Raw genomic sequence first — 18,582 nt, 5'->3', positions numbered from 1 at the left:
AGGAAGGGGAACGGAATGGCTCGAGAGAAAAAAGCAAAAGACCCAAAAGCATTATTGAAAAAAATGACCGAATTATACGACGACGTGTCTTCTGAGGGAAGAGAAATTTTCAAAGAATGGGAACCAAAGATTGAACGGGATGCCTTTGTCGACAGTGCAGAGAATTTGAGTTATTATCTGGCCTTAAGAAGGCGGGACATTCGGGGACTGCAGTCGGAATTGAGTCCATGGGGATTGTCTTCTTTGGGGCGCTTGGAACCAAAAACCCTCAGCAACTTGGAAGCGGTGATTGCCACATTGGGAGAACTGGCGGATGAGTCTTCACCGATGGCCCGTCCGTCGTATGAATCGTTTGTGGAAGGCCAAGAGCGGCTCCTCCAGAATGCGGAAGACTTATTCGGGAAGAAACCAAAAAAACGCAGCACGCGCATCATGGTGACCATGCCTACGGAAGCCGCCAAAGACAAGCAACTCGTGAAAGATTTGATTGCCAAAGGAATGAACGTGGCCCGTATCAACTGTGCCCACGACAATCCAAAGATTTGGACGAAAATGATTGAAAACATCCGTCATGCGGCCGGTCAAAAGAAAAAAGACGTGAAAATCTTGATGGATATTGCGGGACCGAAGATTCGTATCGACTGGATCTTCACTACCCGCAAAAAACCGAAAGTGAAGCCGGGAGACCGGTTCCGATTGACCAGAAACTACACGGACCTGCCTCCGAACGACGAAGTAAAAGTCACCGTCGGCTGCAGCATCCCGCAGATTTTTCAAGCACTGAAAAAAGGAGACCCTGTTTCCATCGATGACGGGGCGGTCGAAGGGAAAGTGGTATCAGTAACCGATGAAGAGGCTGTTGTCGAGGTAAAGCACGTCAATGGTTCAAGTATCCGTATCAAAGCGGAAAACGGTTTGAACTTTCCTGATACGGAATTCGACATCGAACTGTTGACCGAGAAAGACAGAGAAGACCTGGCCTTCGCCTGCGAGCATGCGGACATCATCGGCTGTTCCTTCATCCGGGATGAGGAAGATATCGTACAGATTCAACAGGAAATCCACTCCATCCTTGGAGATAAAGCTGCCGGCATGGCGTTGATGGCGAAGATTGAAACCGTGCAGGCAGTGGAAAATCTTCCGCGCATCCTCTTGACCGCATCCGCTAAGAATCCATTCAGTGTGATGATTGCACGCGGCGATTTGGCGGTGGAGACGGGTTACATCCGTCTGGCTGAATTGCAGCAGGAAATTTTGTGGATCTGCGAAGCCGCGGACATCCCAGTGGTATGGGGGACGGAAGTGTTGGACAACATGATCAACACCGGCATCCCGACCCGTGCGGAAGTGACAGATGCGGCGGAAGGCGGCCGCGCGGAATGCGTGATGTTGAATAAAGGCGCCTACGTGGTGGAAGCTGTCGACATGCTGCATCAAATTTTTGAAAAAATGCAGGAACACCAGTATAAGAAAACGCCAAAACTGCGCGCGTTGAGCATTGCAAAAATGGAAGAAGAATAAGCAGTACCACTTAGAGAAGCCGGCTTGTTTCCGGCTTCTTTTTTGGATTTATCCTCAAAAGTTCTCTGTTTTCCCGTGTAATAATTATGCAACATTCGTAACGTTAGTGTTATAATATAGGCGTAAAGAAAGCCTTGATTTTTGCTTAGCGATTGAAAAGAGATGAGAAACATGAACGGCTAAGAGAAAAAAGAGCATCATTGCTCTCTTAGTGACGTTATTGCTCGGCTTTTTGATGTCCTTTGCATTGCCAGTTTCAGCGGCTCCGTCTCAAGTCGTCAGTAAAGGAAACACAACGGAAAAAGTCGTGGCCCTCACCTTTGATGATGGAGCGGATGGCGCAAATATCTCACGTATCCTTCAAACACTCTCTACCCATGATGTCAAAGCCACCTTCTTTTTGACCGGGTCGGGAGCAGCGAATCACGGACAGAAAATCCGTAACATCGCCAGCCAAGGGCATCAAATCGGGAACCATTCCTACACTCATCCGTACTTCACCCAAATCAGCGCTGCGCAGATGAGAAATGAACTGCAGCGGACAGAGACACTGATCCAACAATTGACGGGAAGAACAACCAAACCGTATTTCCGTCCTCCTTATGGGGCATATAACTCCAGTGTGTTGCAAACGGTAGGGGATGCCGGGTACACGCGTACCATCATGTGGACGATTGATACGATTGACTGGAGAGGAGATTCCGCCACTACCATCGTCAACCGCGTCATGTCCCGTATCACCCCAGGGGCCATCATTTTGATGCATACCGGGGCGGGCGCTTCCGGAACCCCGAGCGCTTTGCCGACCATCATCACGCGCTTGAAGAGCATGGGTTACCGCTTCGTGACCATTTCTCAAATGTTGAATTTGTCTTCTGCCCCAAGTGGCCAAGTGTATACAGTCCGCGCGGGGGACACCTTGTACAGCATCGCTCGTCGTTACGGGGTGACGGTTCAACGAATCGCTTCCGCCAACCGTATCACCAACCCGAACCTCATCCGCGTCGGTCAAGTACTGATCATTCCGTAAGTTAAAAAAAGACCCGCCGGCAAGTGGATGCGGCGGGTCTTTTGATTCATTGTCTCAGCTTCTTACCTCAGTGCAGTTCGCGGCTTTCAGTTTTTGAGTGATTTGTTCCATCACCCATTGACGATCTTCTTCCCGATCAAGGTCGGTCTGGTCGATATCGATGACCAACGTGTCGCTCTTGTCATACGCATTGAACCAATCATCGTAGCGGGAATGCAATTTTTTGTAGTAATCCAACAATCCTGGATTGCCGTCGATTTGTTCAAAGGAACGGCCCCGTGATTCAATGCGCTGCAAATGGATGTCCAATGATCCTCTCAAGTAAATCAACAAATCAGGCGCCTTTTTCGGCATATCGTCCAATTCTTCCATCATGTTTTCCAACAAATCCAAGTAAAGGTCCATCTCTGCGCTGCTCATGTTTCCATCTTCATAGTTGATTTGTGTAAACAAGGCATCTTCGTAAATTGAACGGTCCAATACATTGTGGCGGTGCGTCAACGCCTGTTTGATGCTGCGGAAACGAGTGTTTAAAAAGTAAATCTGCAAAGAAAATGCCCAACGCTCAGGGTCGCTGTAGTATTTCTCTAAAATACGGTTGTCATCCACGCTCTCGTAAAATGCAGTGCTGTTCAGTTGGTTGGAAATGAATTCTGTATACGTGCTTTTACCGGCACCAATCATTCCTGCTAGTACAATCACTCCGGTTACCCCTTCCATGAGTCAGATCTCCTGTCTCTATATGTAGTCATCAATTAACATCCATTGTCCATCATACCACCATATATAGTGGGGTACAAGTTCCGTTTTAAAGGCAAACGTTTTATCGGAAAAATATTTTTGAACAAACCGTCAAGAGACGTTCAGTCGTTTTTGGACGGTGGGTGTAATCATCCTGTCCTTTTGCAGAAGTCTGGTAAAATGAAGGAAAGGAGGAAACGACGATGTACTACGACCAGCACATGCATACCCATCATTCTCCAGATTCCGTGGAGCGGTTTGAAAATTACTTGGCGCTTTCGGAGAAACCGATTGTGACGACTGAACACCTTGATTTCTTTTCCCCTGCTCAAAACAAACCCGACCACATTCCGGATTTTGCGGCTTATGAAGCGGAATTTGAACGATTGAACGCCCGGTACGGCAACCGTATCTTGAAAGGGTTGGAAGTGGGGTTTCGAAAAGAAGATGAAAAGGCCATCTTATACTATTTAGACGGAAAAGAATTGGACTTGATGTTGTTGAGCATCCACCACAACGGCTGGTACAACTTCATGGAAGTGGGCAATGACGATGTGCCGCTTGACCGGACTTTGGAGGAATACTACGCCATGATGTTGGAGGGGGTGCGGTCCTTTCCGCAGGCAAATGTGTTGGCGCATTTTGATTACGGCTTGCGAAGGTACGATGTGTCGATTGAAGAACTGCAGACGGTGGAAAGGATATTGAAGCGCATCTTTGAAGAAATGATCCGACATGGCATCGCGTTTGAACTCAATACGAGCAGTATGTACAAACACCAAAACGTCCATCTTTATGAATACGCCATTGGCTTGTACCAATCGGTGGGCGGAAAGTTGTTTACGGTCGGCTCCGATGCACACAAAGTGGAAGACTATGAAGCCCATTTCGACAAAGCGTTTGATTTATTGAAGCGCCAAGGTGTCCAGAAGTTGGCGGTGTTCAAGAATTTGGAGTACCGGTTGGTGCCAGTTCCGTAATCAAAAATTGCGACCGGGCTGTTTCCATTTGGGAGAGGCTTTTTTTGTTTGTCGAAAACAGGGGGGACTGTTTTATTGAGGGGAGATTTGGTAGAATGTTGCTGTACGAACAATTGTTCACTTCACAACAGAGTAAGGAGAAACCCATGACGACTGAACTCCTCTTAAAAACAGAAGCAATGATTCGAGAAAAACAACAAAACGAAGCTTCCGGACACGACTGGGAACACACGAAACGTGTTTGGAAAATGGCGCGGCGCCTGGCCCAACGAGAACCGCAGTCCGTCCAGACGGAAGTGGTGGAACTGGCGGCGCTGTTGCACGATATCGCGGACTGGAAGTTCCATGACGGCGACGATACCGTGGGACCACGATTAGCCATGGAATGGCTGCGGGACAACGGAGCGGATGAAGACACCGTCCAACATGTGGCGGCCATCATCCGGGACTTGTCTTACAAAGGGTCTGAAAACAAGACCGCCATGCAGACCTTGGAAGGGAAAATTGTACAGGACGCCGATCGCTTGGATGCGGTGGGGTATATCGGCATCGCGCGGACGTTTGCATACGGCGGGCACGCCGGACAGGCTTTATTCGACCCGACCATTGAGCCGCGCCTGCGGTTGACGCCCGATGAATACAAAGACCGGACGGTGAAGGCGACAACTGTCAATCATTTTTACGAAAAACTGCTACAGCTGAAAGGGTCGTACCACACCGAAGAAGCGAAGCGGATTGGAGAAGAGCGCCACCGCGTGATGATCCAATTTTTGACCGGTCTGTTGGAAGACTTGGAAGTCGAAGAGCCGCGTTTCCATGAGCTGATCCAGACCTTTGACTAACCACTATAGGAAGAGAGGAGAAAAAAGATGAAAATTGTCCACACAGCAGACTGGCATTTAGGAAAAATCGTCAACGAATTTTCGATGCTGGAAGACCAAGAGTATTTTTTGGATCAGTTGATCGAAAAATTGAAAACAATGGACGCAGACGTGCTGATCATGGCCGGCGATTTGTATGACCGGGCTTTTCCACCGAAAGAAGCCGTCGCGCTGGCCAACAAAACCTTCACCCGCATCATCAAAGAAGTCGGCATTCCGGTGCTGGCGATCGCCGGAAACCACGACAGCAACGAACGGGTGGAGTACGGTTCGCAGCTATTGGAAGCGAGCGACTTGTTTATCGAAGGCACCGTCAAGTCCCTTACCCGGAAAGTGACCATTCAAGGCGTTCACTTTTGGTTGATGCCGTTTTCCGATCCGGTGTATATCCGAAAATTGCTCAACGATGACACCATCCACGATTTGGAAGACGCCACCCGGGTCCAGATCGAACGCATCAAAGAGGAGATGAACCCGGAAGAGGTGAACGTCCTAATTGCCCACGGCTATGTGGTCAACGGTGGATTGGAGAGCGTGGAGACGTCTGATTCAGAGCGGCCGTTGAGCATCGGAACCGCTGAATATGTGCCGGTGGAATTATTTGAAGACTTTGATTATGTGGCACTGGGGCATTTACATAAAGCCCAAAAGGTCAAATGGGAAAAAGTCCGCTACAGCGGCAGTCCATTGAAGTATTCCAAATCGGAAACCCGTCACAAAAAGCAGCTCCTGCACGTCACGCTGGACAAAAGCGGGGTAGAGGTGGAACCGTTTGAGTTGGAACGGAAGCGCGACATGCGTGTCGTCAAAGGCTTCTTTTCAGATTTGATGGAACAGGCTTCCGAGGACTACATCTTTTTTGAACTGCTGGATGAAGAGTACCAGATGGATGCGATGAACCAACTTAAGAAACGGTACCCGTATGCGATGGGGTTGGAATATGTGGCGCGTCAGAACCGGCAGAGTGATGCGCCTGTGTTGACGCAGGCGGCGATTGAAGAGCGAAACCTTCCCGATTTGTTTGCGGATTTCTACGCCCGCTACACCGACCGGGAACTGGATGAAGCCAGAAAACAAGTGGTGGCATCCTTGATGGACGAATTGGAAAGGAGCGAACGCACATGAGACCGTTGAGATTGGTGATGAACGCCTTCGGTCCTTACAGAGGCAAAGTGGAATTGGACTTCACCCGGTTCAACCAGCACAATTTATTTTTGATCGGCGGTCCGACCGGGGCGGGAAAAACGACGATTTTTGATGCGATTGCCTACGCCTTGTACGACAATGCCAGCGGGGACAGCCGTCAAAAAGATTCGTTCAAATCCCAGTTCGCCACAAACGAAGACCTCTGTTACGTGGAATTGGAGTTTGAACTGAACGGTCGGACGTACCTCGTCCGCCGCCAGCCGGCCCAGACCGGACCCGGGAAACGAACCAAAACGAAAGAGCATCCCGCCACCGTCGAGTTTCACTACGACGGCGGAGTGGAAACAAAAATCAACGAAGCCAATCAAAAAATCCAGGAACTGCTGTCGCTGACCTACAAACAGTTCCGTCAAATCGTGATGCTGCCGCAAGGGGAGTTCAAGCGCATGCTGGATTCCAACAGTCGGGAAAAAGAAGAGATTTTCCGAAACATTTTCCAAACGGATATTTTTGAAGAATTCCAATTGAAATTGAAAGAAAAAACCAAAGCGTTGTCCGGACAGCGGGAAAGTTATTTCCAAGCCATCAAACAGGCGATGGAGCTGATCGACTACGAGGAAGCGGGCGAACTGGAAGAAGCTATCGCCCGAGAAGATGCCTCCGCGGTGTTGAAAGAATTAGGTACGCTCATCGACCAGGACAGCAAGCATTATGATTCGATCAAAGAAAAAGAAGATACCCTCCATCAAGTTGTCCGCTGGAACGAGCAGGTGTTGGAATGGCTGACACAGAAACAGCAGCTGATGGAGGAACAGCAGTTGTTGAATGAGATGGAAGCAGACATTTCCGGTAAAAAAGAACAACTCGCGCTGCATGAAAAAGCAGAGAAAATACAGGAGTACAAGCAACGGTTGGATGAAACAGAACGCGAGCTGGCGGAACGCCGGGAAACACTGACCCAACGCCGGCAACAACTGGCTGCAACACAGGAGCAGTTAAAAGAGGCCCGCGAAGCGTGGATCCCATTAAAAACAGCCTTTAACGGGCTGGATGCCATGCGTCAGCAGGTCGATGCACTCAAAGTCGAAGAGCAGCTGTTTGTCCAAAAACGTAACCTACAGACAGAAATTGAAACCGAACAAGAGCGGGTCCAAGAACACACCCGCAAACAGGAACAATCCAGACAAGCGTTGGAAAAGCTGGGAGAGCAAAGCGACGGGCTGAACGCTGAGTTGGAAGCCATCGAAAAAGCACGCGCGGAGTGGGATAAGGCAAAAGAAGCGCTGCACCGGCTGAACGATGCCCACTCCCAACTCAACGTCCGAAAAAAAGACATGGACAAACTGCGGGAAGAAATTGGCCGGAAAAAAGAAGCGGTGGAAGATTTCCAAGAAACAGAATCCGTCTACCGCTTGGCGAAAAACCGCTACGATGAAGCGTACTTTGCGTACAGCCGCAACATTGCCGGCTTGTTGGCGCAGGATTTGGCAGAAAACGCACCGTGCCCGGTTTGTGGATCCTTGGATCACCCCGAAAAAGCCGGGCTTTCGCACGATGCCGTTTCCCAGGCCGAACTGGAAGAATTGAATGAAGCGAAAGACGCCGCTTTTCAACGTTACGAAGCGGCACGCTCCCGCACTGCCCATATCACCCAAACCGTGAAACAACTGGCGGACGAATTGCAGATTACACCGGAGGATGCAGAAAACGAGTGGGAAACATTGTTGCAGCAAGAAGCGGAATTGCTGAAAGAGCAGGCCGCTCAAGAAGAAACATGCCACCGGCTTCAGTTGCAGGTGGAAGCCGAACTGCAGGTGAAAGCCCGTCTGGAAGAAGTCCGGACTGCCCAATTGGAGGCGGAGCGTAGCCAGCAGGAAGCGAAAACGATTCTGACACGTGCAACAGAACAGATAAAAGAGTTGGAGGCAGAAGCTGAAGACATCGCTGCAAGACTGACGCACGAATCGTTGGACGTTGTATCTGACAAACGGATGCAAGTGGAAAAAGATATCAAAGAAACCGAATCGGCGTACAACCAACAGCGCGAAACCATCCAACAGTTGGAAACAACAGAAGCGGGCTTGAACACTGCGGTTGAATCCGACCAAAACGAACAACACCGCCTGGAAGAGAAGCACCGCGCCCAATTCCAAGAATGGCAGGACCGATTGCAGGAAGCCGGGTTGGATGAGACGTTTTCCGCATACCTTTTGGCACCCGAACTGGTTCAGGATTGGAAACAAGCCATCAAAGACCATGAAGACAAACGATTGGTCAACCAACATTCGTTGAAAGAAGTGGAAGAAAAGCTGTCCGCTGCAGACGAAGTGGAGACGGAAGACATCCATCAAACACGTCTGGAAGAGGCGAAGGAACAGCGAAGCCGCTTGGAAGAAGAACGGGAAGCGCTGATCCGCCGTCTGTCCAGCAACACACGCGCAAAAGAAACCATCGAAAAGTACTCCCAGTCAGGAAAAGAACTGGAACAGGAGTACCGGATCTACGGCGAACTGTCCAGCATGGCGAACGGTTCAAAAGAGACCGATTATATTTCGTTTGAGCGCTTTGTATTGGGGATTTACTTCGATGAAATTCTGCTGGCAGCCAATCAACGTTTCGCCCACATGACCAATGGGCGTTACCAGATGCAGCGCAAATTGGAAAAAGGCAAAGGTGCCGGCGCGCAAGGATTGGATGTGGACGTGTTGGACCGGTACACCGGAAAAGAACGCAGCATCAGCACGCTCTCGGGCGGTGAATCCTTCAAAGCTTCGCTGTCTTTGGCATTGGGACTCAGCGACGTCATCCAAAGCCAAAACGGCGGGGTGAGCGTGGATACTTTGTTCATCGATGAAGGGTTCGGGACACTGGATTCCGACTCGCTCGATATGGCCATCGGAACCCTGTTGGATTTGAATGCCAAAGGCCGCCTGGTCGGCATCATATCCCACGTGGACGAATTGAAAACGCGCATCCCGGCGCACATCAAAGTGGAAAAAAATGCCACCGGCAGCCACGCCCAGATTGAAATCGGCTGACCGTTCATCACTTGTCCGTAGAAACCTCTTTTACGGACAAGTGGAAAGAGAATGCAAAAAAAGACAGTCCCTGCGCAGATAATAGCGCAAGGGGCTGTCTTTTTAGTTCTTCAAAGCGGCGATCAGTTCTGCATCCGTCAAATAGCAGCCGTCCAGACCGAGCACGCGTGCAATCTGCGTGGGCGAGGGCTGCTCCAAGAAGGCGCTCTCCAAGATGTCCTTTTGCGAAAACACCTCGCGTGTCGGACCGTCGAGCAGCACATTCCCTTGATTGAACACAATCGTGCGGTCGAACACATCCGCTGCAAAATCCATGTCATGGAGGATGCACAAAATCAACTTTCCCCGGGCATGTTCTTCCCGGATGATTTGTTTCAACAAATCTTTTCCTTCAAAATCCTGCCCCATCGTCGGCTCGTCAAATATCAACACGTCCGGGTCCATCGCCAAAATGGACGCCACCGCAATCAATTTCCGTTCCGACAGGCTTAAATCATACGGGTTGGCATCGGCTTCATCTTCCAATCCCAGCCGTTCCAATGCCGCCATCGCCTGGTCCCGGGCGTCGTCACGAGAGGCACCGATGTTAGATGGTCCGAACATGACTTCATCCAACACGCGGTTTTTGAAAATTTGATCATTGGGGTTTTGGAAAATCAACCCGATGTGCCGGGACAACTGGGCGACAGTTTGATCTTTGATGTCTTCTCCGTTAAAGTACACGCTGCCTTTGGACGGCCGCAGCAAACCTTTCAACACTTTCACAAAAGTGGTCTTGCCGGCGCCGTTTTGTCCGACAATCGCGGTCGGTGGGCCTTCCAGAATCAAATCAATACCGTTCAGGACCTTTTTTTCAGCGGTGTAGGAGAAATGCAGCCCGCGGGTTTCCAGTTTGGCCATCAAATCTCTCCTCTCTGTCGTTGAATGCCGGCGAGGGTGACGGGGTAAAGGCCGGTCAATGGATCTCTTATGTCGAGAGCTTGGGCGATGCGGGTGGCGGCCGGAGCGAGAATTCCGTGCGTTTCCAAATCGTCCCTGGAAAAAATGTGTTCCGGCGTGTTGATGTCCACCAGTTTGCCGTCATCCAATAAAAGGACCCGGTCGGAATACTGGGCGACTTTTTCAATTTTATGTTCCGCCATCACGATGGTGATGCCTTCCTTGGCCAAATTTTCCACCACCCGGAACACATCCTCGGAGCCTTGAGGATCCAGCTGGGACGTCGGCTCATCGAGGATCAGCACATTTGGTTTCATCGCGATGACGCTGGCAATGGCGACTCGCTGCATCTGCCCGCCTGAAAGGCTGAACGGGTTTTTGTTTTTGATTTCTTCAATATCCAGTAAAAATAGACTTTCTTCAATCCGTTGCACCATTTCTGTCCGGTCGATGCCTTTGTTTTCCAAACCAAACGCAATCTCTTCGAACACTGTGAACTTCGACCCCGTCATTTGGGAGAAAGGATTTTCGAATACAAGACCAACATCTGACGTGATCTCTTCAATTTCACTGGCCCGGATTTCCAGGCCGTTGACAACGACTTTTCCCCCATACCCTCCGCCAAAAAAGTGGGGGGCCAACCCGGCCAAGGCATAACAAAGAGTCGATTTTCCAGATTTGTTCCGTCCGACAATCCCGATGAATTCGCCTTGTTCGATTTCGAAAGACACGTTGTCCAATGCCAGACGCTCGGTATCTGGGTACCGGTATTTCAGTTCTTGTACTTGGATGATACTCATGTCCACACCCTCCAAACGATGGCCCCAATCAACACTGCCAGCAGCACCCCGCGGATGACATGCCGGTAAGGGTAGTCTTCTGTGACGTTCAAAAAGGTCCGTTTGCCTTTGGAACTGAAACCGCGGACTTCCAGTGCGATGGCGCGTTCCCGTGTTTCGTTCAGCGAGTTCAAGACCACCGGGACGATAAGCGGGAAGAACGCTTTGGTGCGCACCCATAAGTTTCCGTCCGTTTCCATTCCCCGGGAGCGCTGGGCATCCGTGATTTTCCCCATCGTCGCCGACATCTGCGGAATCAACTGGAGAACCGAAAGCAGGATGTACCCGAACCGCGGGGAGAAGCCACGTTTGATGAGGGATTCCACCAAGTCATCCGGCTTGGTCGTCAAAATCAATACCCCGAACGACCCGATCATGTTCAAAATGCGCAGCGTGAACAGGGCAGCCGCCCGCATCCCTTCCTCGTAAAAGGTCAAAAAGCCGAGTTCAAACAGCACGGTTTCGTTTTCGGGGTTGAAAAAACCCTGCACAACGATGATGGAAACAATGAGCAGCAGGCTGAGTCCCAGAACGGGAATGATTTTCCGGAAGACTTTTCCAATCACAAGCAGCAGAAACGTCACAGCGGTCATCGCGGCAATCGCCCACAGCTCCCTCAAGATGTAGGTGACGGCGATGCTGACAATCACATAAAGGATTTTCGTCAATGGGTCCATGGAATGAACCGGTGAGCGTTGTTTCACATACAATGTCATCGCACCCATAAGAAACACCTCTTAAAGTTCTTCGATTTCATGGCCTCCGCGGAAAATGTTTTTAAAGTTGTTCGGCAGTGCTTTAAAGATGAAATAACTGATGAGAACCGTTGCGATTTTGTCAGGTACGTCCACGATGATACTGTTTCCGAACGAAGCCAGCCAAAGCGGGACGTTATTGTTGATGAGGTAAGCGAAAAAGGCATCTCCCCACACATTCCCCGTCTGTCCACCCCAAAACAGGATGTTCAAGGGCGTGGAGACGACGGCGGCGACCAATCCGACCACCAGCCCGGTGATGGCGGCTGTTTTGATGCTGGATACCCATCCTTTGTAAGCCATGATTCCGGTCACCAGCCCGATGGCGCCGCTTGTAACGGCATAGACGGTGGAGATGGGATCGGCGGTGAGGCCGAAAATCACGTTGTTGATGATGCCGGCCAAGGCTCCGATCACCGGACCGGCCAGGATACTGGCAAGCACCGTGCCGATGGAGTCCAGCCACAGAGGCAGCCGTAATAATCCAGCAAATAATTTCCCTAGATAGTTGATCCCGATAGCGGCAGGAATTAATGCAATGGCGGCGGTGGACAAATTCAACGACCACATGCTGCGGCGGTTTCCTTTGTTGTTCATCGTTGTTCCTCCTTTATCTGGTGGCATCTTTGTAAATGGCTTCAAGGGCCAGCTGAATCTGCAGCGTTTCTCCTTTGTCGGCGGCTTCTTCGCCAGAAACGAGGTCTTGAATGCCGCTTTCCAAACTTCCTTGATACGGCACCACCACATTGAGAACCGATGCGGTCTTCAACCCTCTCAAGCGGCCGATGACAAAGAGGGCGGCCGTCTCCATATCCGAACCGATGATGCCCATTTCGCTCCAATATGTGTCCACGGTTTCTTCTTTATCGGTGTAAAAACTGTCGTGGCTCCGGACAAGCCCCTTGCGGTAAGGGACATCAAAATCCCGAGCCGCTTCCTCCAACAAGGAGAGCAAATCGGAATCGGGGACCGCCGGATATGAAGCGTCGATGTACGCATGAGAGGTCCCTTCATCCCGAACCGCCCCGGTGGCAAAAATCAAATCTCCCTGCCGGCTGCCGGGCTGCAGGGCACCGCTGCTTCCGATGCGGATTAAGGTAGTCACGCCGATGGCAGCTAATTCTTCCACTGCAATTCCGGCTGAAGGCCCACCGATGCCGGTGGACAGACCGAGTACAGGGACGCCTTTGTACGTGCCCATAAGGCTGCGGTACTCCCGGTTGTATGCAAGTTCTTGAGGGTCCGACAAAAACGGTTTAACTTTGTCCAATCGTTTTGGATCGCCGGGAAGCAGGGCGTAGCGAACGTCTAAAGTAGCGGGAAGTTGAATGTGTGGTTGAAGAGAGTCAGCCATAAAACGCCTCCTTTTTGACACTGCTTTCTTTTAAGTCTAGTATAGACTATTTTCGGAAATCTTTCTTGTTTAACGAAAAAGACCGCGTATTTGAATTTGATTTCTTCTTGACAAGGGGTTTTTTCTCCGCTAGAATAGGTAGCAATTGAATGAATCGAGTCGATACGGTGTAGAGGCCGCGACCAACAAGAGTAGCGAAAGCGAAAGGGTTGGCCGCCGAAATGCAGAAATGTGTTGGGGGCATGCTGAATAAGTATGTCACTGTCTGGGAGGATTGCCCAAATCCTTCCAAGGTGTGCTTGCCGTGTTGCGGGCAAAAGGGATACTGTGCAGACAGACTATGAGCTCCTTTTGCTCATAGTCTTTTTGTTTGCTCAAAAAGACTATACTCTCTGTTCAAAAAAATTTTTGGAGGAGTTTTTTTGTGATGGAAAATGTATTGAGCAAATTCCCAAGAAAGTTTTCAATGCCGCATACGTATGTATTGCTTTTCGGCATCATGGCATTGATGGCCCTGTTGACATGGGTTGTACCTGCAGGAGAGTTTGAACGGGTGATGATTGACGGGCGGACAGTCGTTGTTCCGGGTTCCTACCAAATCATTGAATCCAATCCCCAGGGGTGGTTTGATTTATTGAAAGCTTTGCCGAACGGCTTTGCGGAAGTGCAAAATATTGCGTTCTTCTTGTTCTTGACAGGCGGTTCGTTCGCGCTCATCAATGAAACAGGCATGATTGAAGGGGTTATTGGAAAAATCGTTCGCCTGTTGCAGGGGAAAGAAGCGATTGTCATCCCGGTTGTCATGTTGATGTTGGCAATCGGAGGAGCCACCATTGGACTGGCAGAAGAAACCATCGTGTTTGTAGCCCTTGGAGTGGCACTGGCCCGGGCGTTGGGATACGACGCAATGGTTGGAACGGCGATGATTGCGTTGGGTGCAGCCATTGGTTTCTATGCAGGATTCATGAATCCGTTCAGCGTAGGGGTCGCGCAGGAGATTGCGGAACTGCCGCTGTTTTCCGGTGTCGGATTGCGCTTGGTCTTGTTCTTTTCTCTATGGATTGTCACTTCTTGGTACATCATCCGCTATGCAAAAAAAGTGAAACGAAACCCGGAAAACAGTCTTGTGTATGAATTGGAAAAAGAAGAACGAGCAAACGGTGCCCACGAAGATATCACGGAAAAAACAGCGGACTTCACCAAGCGTCACGCACTCATCTCCGCTGTCTTTGTCGGAGGATTCATTTTAATCGCCTTTGGTGTGTTCCAATATGGTTGGTTCATCACTGAAATCGGCGCGGTCTTCTTCGCGATGGGGCTGTTGAGTGCTTTGATCAGCGGAATGAACCCTAACCAAATTGCTGAGTCCTTTGTCAAAGGTGCGCAAGAAATGGTCTTTGCCGCGTTGATTGTCGGGCTGGCACGCGGTATTCTCGTGGTCATGGAAAACGGCTTGATTTTGGACACACTTGTGTACGCTTTGACGAACCTTATCGGGCAACTGCCTGATGCATTGGCTGTCATTGGGATGTACCTCACGCAGATTGTCATCAACTTCTTCATTCCCTCTGGAAGCGGACAGGCGGCTGCCACGATGCCGGTTATGATTCCATTGGCAGACTCCTTGGGCATCACCCGTCAAACCGCTGTACTGGCTTACCAGATGGGGGACGGGTTCTTGGATTCTATCATTCCGACATCCGGTGTGTTGATGGCGCAGTTGTCCCTGGCAAAAATTTCGTACGGAAAATGGGCGAAATTCTTGATGCCGTTGATAATCATCTGGCTGTTGATAGGAATGGCCTTCTTGTTGTTCGCGAATTGGATGAATTACGGACCGTTTTAATAAACAGAAAAATTGTTTCTAAGGAGAAAAGCACATGACAAAAGAAAACATTCATGCTGTTGTCAGCGGCTTGCGTGAAGAGCTGCAGACGCTCAGCGATTTTATCTACGACAATCCGGAATTGGGATTTGAAGAAAAAGTTTCTTCAAAGGCACATGTCGATTTGCTGGAAAAACATGGCTTTGAAGTGGAATACCCGTACTTGGGATTCGAAACAGCTTTTCGAGCAACTTACCGCGGGAAAAAAGACGGTCCAACAGTCGCGTTCCTGTCTGAATACGACGCGCTTCCAGGCGTCGGCCACGGATGCGGCCACAACATGTTGGGAACCACCGATACAGGTGCCGGCATCGCGTTGTCCAAATTGGTCGATGAAATCGGCGGAACGGTTGTGGTTTTGGGAACTCCAGCGGAAGAAACGAGCGGAGTGAAAGTCAACATGGCGGACGGCGGCACATTTGACGACATCGATGTGGCGTTGTGCACGCATCCTTCCGACGGCAACTATAAGAGCGGCACATCCATGGCGATGGAAGCTTTGGAGTTCTCGTTCTACGGAAAAACGGCTCACGCGGCCGCTGCTCCGTTCGAAGGCGTCAATGCTTTGGATGCGGTCATCAACATGTTCAACAACATCAATTCCTTGCGTCAGCAAATTCGTCCGGATGCACGCGTTCACGGCGTCATCAAAAACGGCGGCGAGGCAGCCAACGTGATTCCGGATTACACATACGCCCAGTTCTATGTCCGGGCGATGGACCTGCCGTATTTGAAAGAATTGAAAGAAAAAGTCATCCGTTGTGCGGAAGCCGGTGCGCTTGCTGCCGGATGCCGGGTGGAATATGGCAACTTTGAAAACAGCTACCACAACATGATCACCAATGACACCTTGTCCGAAGTCTACAACCGCAATGCAGCGGCCATCGGCATCGACATGTCAAATGATGACCGTGAGACGATGGGTTCCATCGACATGGGGAACGTCAGCCAAGTGGTGCCGGCCATCAATCCGTACTTCGAAATCACCAACGGCAAAAAAATGTCGCTGCACACCGTTGAATTCCGTGAGTGCACCAAGACAGAATTTGGATACCAAGCCATGATGAACACGATCGAAGTGCTTGTCCGCACGGCATATGACGTCATCGATGACGAAGCATTGCTGCAAAAAATCAAAGCAGAGTTTGCGCAAATTCCTGTAGTTACCAATTAACCAAAAAATCTGATGGGAAAAGCCGTCCTCTTAAGGGCGGTTTTTTTGTGGAAAAGGAGCGCACTCTCACAAAGAAATAGCGAAAAGGACCTTCTATGTTAAAGAGAAGACGCTTTTTACATAAGCAGCGCATTTTAAGGCTGTGCCGGTCAACAATCTTTTTTTCGTTTGAACGGTTCGTATGTGCTAGGATAAATGAGGAAAGTGTTACTGTAGAAACTAGCAAAGAACTGTCAAAGGGGATGATAAAAATGGGAGAGTCCGACAAAAATTCCAAAAGCAGCAATGAGCTGGCACAAGACCGCAACAAGTTGGCGAAGCTTCGCAATGAATTGGCGGAAAGCAGGACACTGCAGGCGGCAGAGCGGATGTACGCTGCCTGGATTCGCACGGGATTCACCATTGCAGGTGCAGGATGGACACTCGGAACCGCGTTGCGGGATTCGGAAAGTCAAAATGTCACCTTACTGCTTGGTGGAGCCTTGATTATCCTGGGATTGATGTGTTTCGTGTACGCATGGTTCGGCTTCAAAGCCGTGTTTGATTATTTGAGAGAGAGTTCCGTTCTGCAAGGAGAGAAAGAGTATCCGTTCACGATGAATCTAACTACGGTGACAATACTTTCGGTTACGCTGTTTATCATTTTTGTGGTTGCGTTCGGGCTGCTGATTTTTTAGAAAACCAACCTTCGGAAAGCATTTCACTTTGGTTAAAGGAGAGAATCATTTAAAGTAGATATAGAAAAACACGTTACTTTTATCTCTTTCAACTGTTGTAAATAAGAACTGATCAGGAAGGAGTATTTCTATGCCTAAATTAGCCAAAGTCGCCAAACAGACCAAACGCTTCGGCCCGCAAGTTGTTAAGATGGCAAAAGATTACGGACCAAAAGTTTCGGATGCAGCGAGGGATTATGCTTCGAAAGCCGGTTCCACCACTAAGGAAATGGCTTCAAAGGCCTCTCATTATGCTGCCGATTACGGGAAGAAAGCAAAAAATGTGTTGCCTGATAAGAAGAAACGCACGAAAGAGGTTGTGGCTGTCCCAGTGGAAGAACCGACTTCTCATACGCGGGGACTGAGTTTGACCAAATCGGTGTTGATCATCGGGGCTTCCGCTATCGCTGCATTGTTGTTTGCTCCTAAATCTGGGAAAGAACTTCGCTCCGACATGAAGACTCGTTCAATGGATATGAAAGACAAAGGAATGGAGCAGGCCAAGGGCAAAGTGCATGATGTCAAAGGAACGGTTACACACAAAATGCAGGATGTAAAAGGAACCGTTACAGATAAAATGCACAGACAGAAAAACGAACCTCCAAGTTCACCTTCTGTAGGTATGGAAGGGGACACAGTGACATCTACTGCTCCGCCGATGGATGCCGTGGATGTGCCGCCGTCTCCGGTGGATGAAGAGATGGAACCTTCCACACTCACACCGGAAACAGATCTTCCGCCTTCTGACAATCTCTCCAAAGAGCTGTTGGATGCGATGAATGAGCCAAGTGCCAATCCACCCGAACAAAAATAAACTGAAAACAATAAACCGGGCTGCTGGTAAGGCAGCCCGGTTTATTGTTGTTAGTTGGAGCTGGGTTAGGTAGTGACTCCGTTGTATTCATATACGTGATTTCCCACAGGTGTCCGTCCAAATCTTCCAATCTGTAGTACTGCATCATGCCTTCTTCTTCCGGCAGTAAAGGAGAGGTACGATCTTTGCCGCCTGCTTCCAATCCGGCCTCCATCATATCTTCCATGGTTTCCGGATTATCCACGGCAATGGACAGGATGACTTCATTGTCTTTTGCAGTATCGGTGATGCCGGCTTTGGTGAACCCGGCAAAAAAGTCTTCCACCAACAGCATGGCATATATGTGATCGGCTAAAACCAAACAACATCCTTTGTCATCGCAGTAATCTTGATTGAATTCAAATCCCATCTTGCGGAAGAACACGTTGCTTTTCTCCAAATCTTTCACCGGCAGATTGTTGAACTACCACTAGGCTAAAGCCATAGTGGATTCCTAAGAACACCAGCCTATCGGCTAGTTATTGATTAGGCTATCCCCGTAGTTCCTACGGTTAGAAGCCTTATGGCTTCATTTTTAAGATTCAAACTTGCGTTAATATCTCGGTCATGATGGGTATGACAATTAGGACACTCCCACTCACGCAATCCGAGATTTTTAACGTCTTTACTTTGATAGCCACAATTTGAACATAATTGACTCGATGGAAAATTTTTTGCTACTGTGAAAACTTGCTTTCCATACCATTTTGCTTTGTATTCCAACATTGTT

18 protein-coding genes and 1 riboswitch are annotated in these 18,582 nt (G+C 49.6%); of the genes, 10 read left to right on the top strand and 8 right to left on the bottom strand.

Features of this window, described 5'->3' with window-relative positions:
* Window positions 1–15: 15 nt before the first annotated feature.
* Window positions 16–1,521, top strand: coding sequence for a pyruvate kinase (locus G470_RS0102585; RefSeq protein WP_028273471.1), 1,506 nt, complete (start codon window positions 16–18; stop codon window positions 1,519–1,521).
* A 211-nt stretch (window positions 1,522–1,732) separates the two neighbouring features.
* The gene (locus tag G470_RS12455) at window positions 1,733–2,551 is read left to right on the top strand and encodes a polysaccharide deacetylase family protein (RefSeq protein WP_051258377.1); all 819 of its coding nucleotides are present in this window, start codon (window positions 1,733–1,735) and stop codon (window positions 2,549–2,551) included.
* Window positions 2,552–2,605: 54 nt separating this feature from the next.
* Here G470_RS12455 and G470_RS0102575 read toward each other — a convergent pair whose 3' ends face one another.
* On the bottom strand, window positions 2,606–3,271 hold the full coding sequence (locus G470_RS0102575; RefSeq protein ID WP_028273470.1) for a deoxynucleoside kinase: 666 nt from the start codon (window positions 3,269–3,271) through the stop codon (window positions 2,606–2,608).
* A 224-nt stretch (window positions 3,272–3,495) separates the two neighbouring features.
* Here G470_RS0102575 and G470_RS0102570 point away from each other — a divergent pair, with 224 nt between their 5' ends.
* The 4 genes from G470_RS0102570 (at window position 3,496) to G470_RS0102555 (ending at window position 9,337) form a co-directional block, all read left to right on the top strand.
* A complete protein-coding gene (locus tag G470_RS0102570) occupies window positions 3,496–4,272 on the top strand; it encodes a PHP domain-containing protein (RefSeq protein ID WP_028273469.1) in 777 nt (258 codons plus the stop codon).
* A 146-nt stretch (window positions 4,273–4,418) separates the two neighbouring features.
* Window positions 4,419–5,114, top strand: a complete 696-nt coding sequence (locus tag G470_RS0102565; protein ID WP_028273468.1) for an HD domain-containing protein — start codon at window positions 4,419–4,421, stop codon at window positions 5,112–5,114.
* A gap of 27 nt (window positions 5,115–5,141) precedes the next feature.
* Window positions 5,142–6,278 carry an exonuclease SbcCD subunit D gene (locus G470_RS0102560; RefSeq protein ID WP_028273467.1) on the top strand — a complete coding sequence of 379 codons (1,137 nt, stop codon included), beginning with the start codon at window positions 5,142–5,144 and terminating at the stop codon, window positions 6,276–6,278.
* A complete protein-coding gene (locus G470_RS0102555) occupies window positions 6,275–9,337 on the top strand; it encodes an AAA family ATPase (RefSeq protein ID WP_028273466.1) in 3,063 nt (1,020 codons plus the stop codon). Before G470_RS0102560 ends, G470_RS0102555 begins: the two co-directional genes overlap by 4 nt.
* A 102-nt stretch (window positions 9,338–9,439) precedes the next feature.
* Here G470_RS0102555 and G470_RS0102550 read toward each other — a convergent pair whose 3' ends face one another.
* The 5 genes from G470_RS0102550 to G470_RS0102530 are packed head-to-tail and all read right to left on the bottom strand — an operon-like array spanning window position 9,440 to window position 13,224.
* Window positions 9,440–10,237: an energy-coupling factor ABC transporter ATP-binding protein gene (locus G470_RS0102550; RefSeq protein WP_028273465.1), complete on the bottom strand. Its 798-nt coding sequence runs from the start codon at window positions 10,235–10,237 to the stop codon at window positions 9,440–9,442.
* Window positions 10,237–11,076: an energy-coupling factor ABC transporter ATP-binding protein gene (locus G470_RS0102545; protein ID WP_028273464.1), complete on the bottom strand. Its 840-nt coding sequence runs from the start codon at window positions 11,074–11,076 to the stop codon at window positions 10,237–10,239. The genes G470_RS0102550 and G470_RS0102545 overlap by 1 nt, the downstream gene beginning before the upstream one ends.
* The gene (locus G470_RS0102540) at window positions 11,073–11,840 is read right to left on the bottom strand and encodes an energy-coupling factor transporter transmembrane component T family protein (RefSeq protein ID WP_028273463.1); all 768 of its coding nucleotides are present in this window, start codon (window positions 11,838–11,840) and stop codon (window positions 11,073–11,075) included. The genes G470_RS0102545 and G470_RS0102540 overlap by 4 nt, the downstream gene beginning before the upstream one ends.
* Before the next feature lie 12 nt (window positions 11,841–11,852).
* Window positions 11,853–12,467 (bottom strand): hypothetical protein, encoded by a 615-nt coding sequence (locus G470_RS0102535; RefSeq protein WP_035444915.1) that lies wholly within the window; start codon window positions 12,465–12,467, stop codon window positions 11,853–11,855.
* A gap of 13 nt (window positions 12,468–12,480) precedes the next feature.
* The gene (locus G470_RS0102530) at window positions 12,481–13,224 is read right to left on the bottom strand and encodes a nucleoside phosphorylase (protein WP_028273461.1); all 744 of its coding nucleotides are present in this window, start codon (window positions 13,222–13,224) and stop codon (window positions 12,481–12,483) included.
* A 162-nt stretch (window positions 13,225–13,386) separates the two neighbouring features.
* A riboswitch (Lysine riboswitch) is annotated at window positions 13,387–13,533 on the top strand.
* A 118-nt stretch (window positions 13,534–13,651) separates the two neighbouring features.
* On the opposite strand from G470_RS0102530, the gene G470_RS0102525 reads away from it, so the two are divergent.
* The 4 genes from G470_RS0102525 (at window position 13,652) to G470_RS13735 (ending at window position 17,813) form a co-directional block, all read left to right on the top strand.
* Window positions 13,652–15,070, top strand: coding sequence for a YfcC family protein (locus G470_RS0102525; RefSeq protein ID WP_028273460.1), 1,419 nt, complete (start codon window positions 13,652–13,654; stop codon window positions 15,068–15,070).
* A 34-nt stretch (window positions 15,071–15,104) separates the two neighbouring features.
* A complete protein-coding gene (locus G470_RS0102520; protein ID WP_028273459.1) occupies window positions 15,105–16,283 on the top strand; it encodes a M20 family metallopeptidase in 1,179 nt (392 codons plus the stop codon).
* 251 nt (window positions 16,284–16,534) lie between these two features.
* Window positions 16,535–16,960, top strand: coding sequence for a DUF202 domain-containing protein (locus tag G470_RS0102515; RefSeq protein ID WP_028273458.1), 426 nt, complete (start codon window positions 16,535–16,537; stop codon window positions 16,958–16,960).
* 130 nt (window positions 16,961–17,090) lie between these two features.
* Window positions 17,091–17,813 (top strand): YtxH domain-containing protein, encoded by a 723-nt coding sequence (locus G470_RS13735; protein WP_051258376.1) that lies wholly within the window; start codon window positions 17,091–17,093, stop codon window positions 17,811–17,813.
* On the opposite strand, the gene G470_RS14000 is transcribed toward G470_RS13735, so the two are convergent.
* A complete protein-coding gene (locus G470_RS14000) occupies window positions 17,716–18,252 on the bottom strand; it encodes a VOC family protein (RefSeq protein ID WP_156907909.1) in 537 nt (178 codons plus the stop codon). The two genes, G470_RS13735 and G470_RS14000, sit on opposite strands and share 98 nt — an antisense overlap.
* Window positions 18,253–18,338: 86 nt before the next feature.
* Window positions 18,339–18,582: zinc ribbon domain-containing protein (locus G470_RS12445; RefSeq protein WP_035444913.1), on the bottom strand; the 244-nt coding region annotated here is incomplete at its 5' end.

This window comes from Atopococcus tabaci DSM 17538, from assembly GCF_000429585.1.
GTDB classification, from domain to species: domain Bacteria; phylum Bacillota; class Bacilli; order Lactobacillales; family Carnobacteriaceae_A; genus Atopococcus; species Atopococcus tabaci.
The sequence above is the reverse complement of the archived record's forward strand: the minus strand, read 5'-3'. Positions and strand labels throughout refer to the sequence as shown.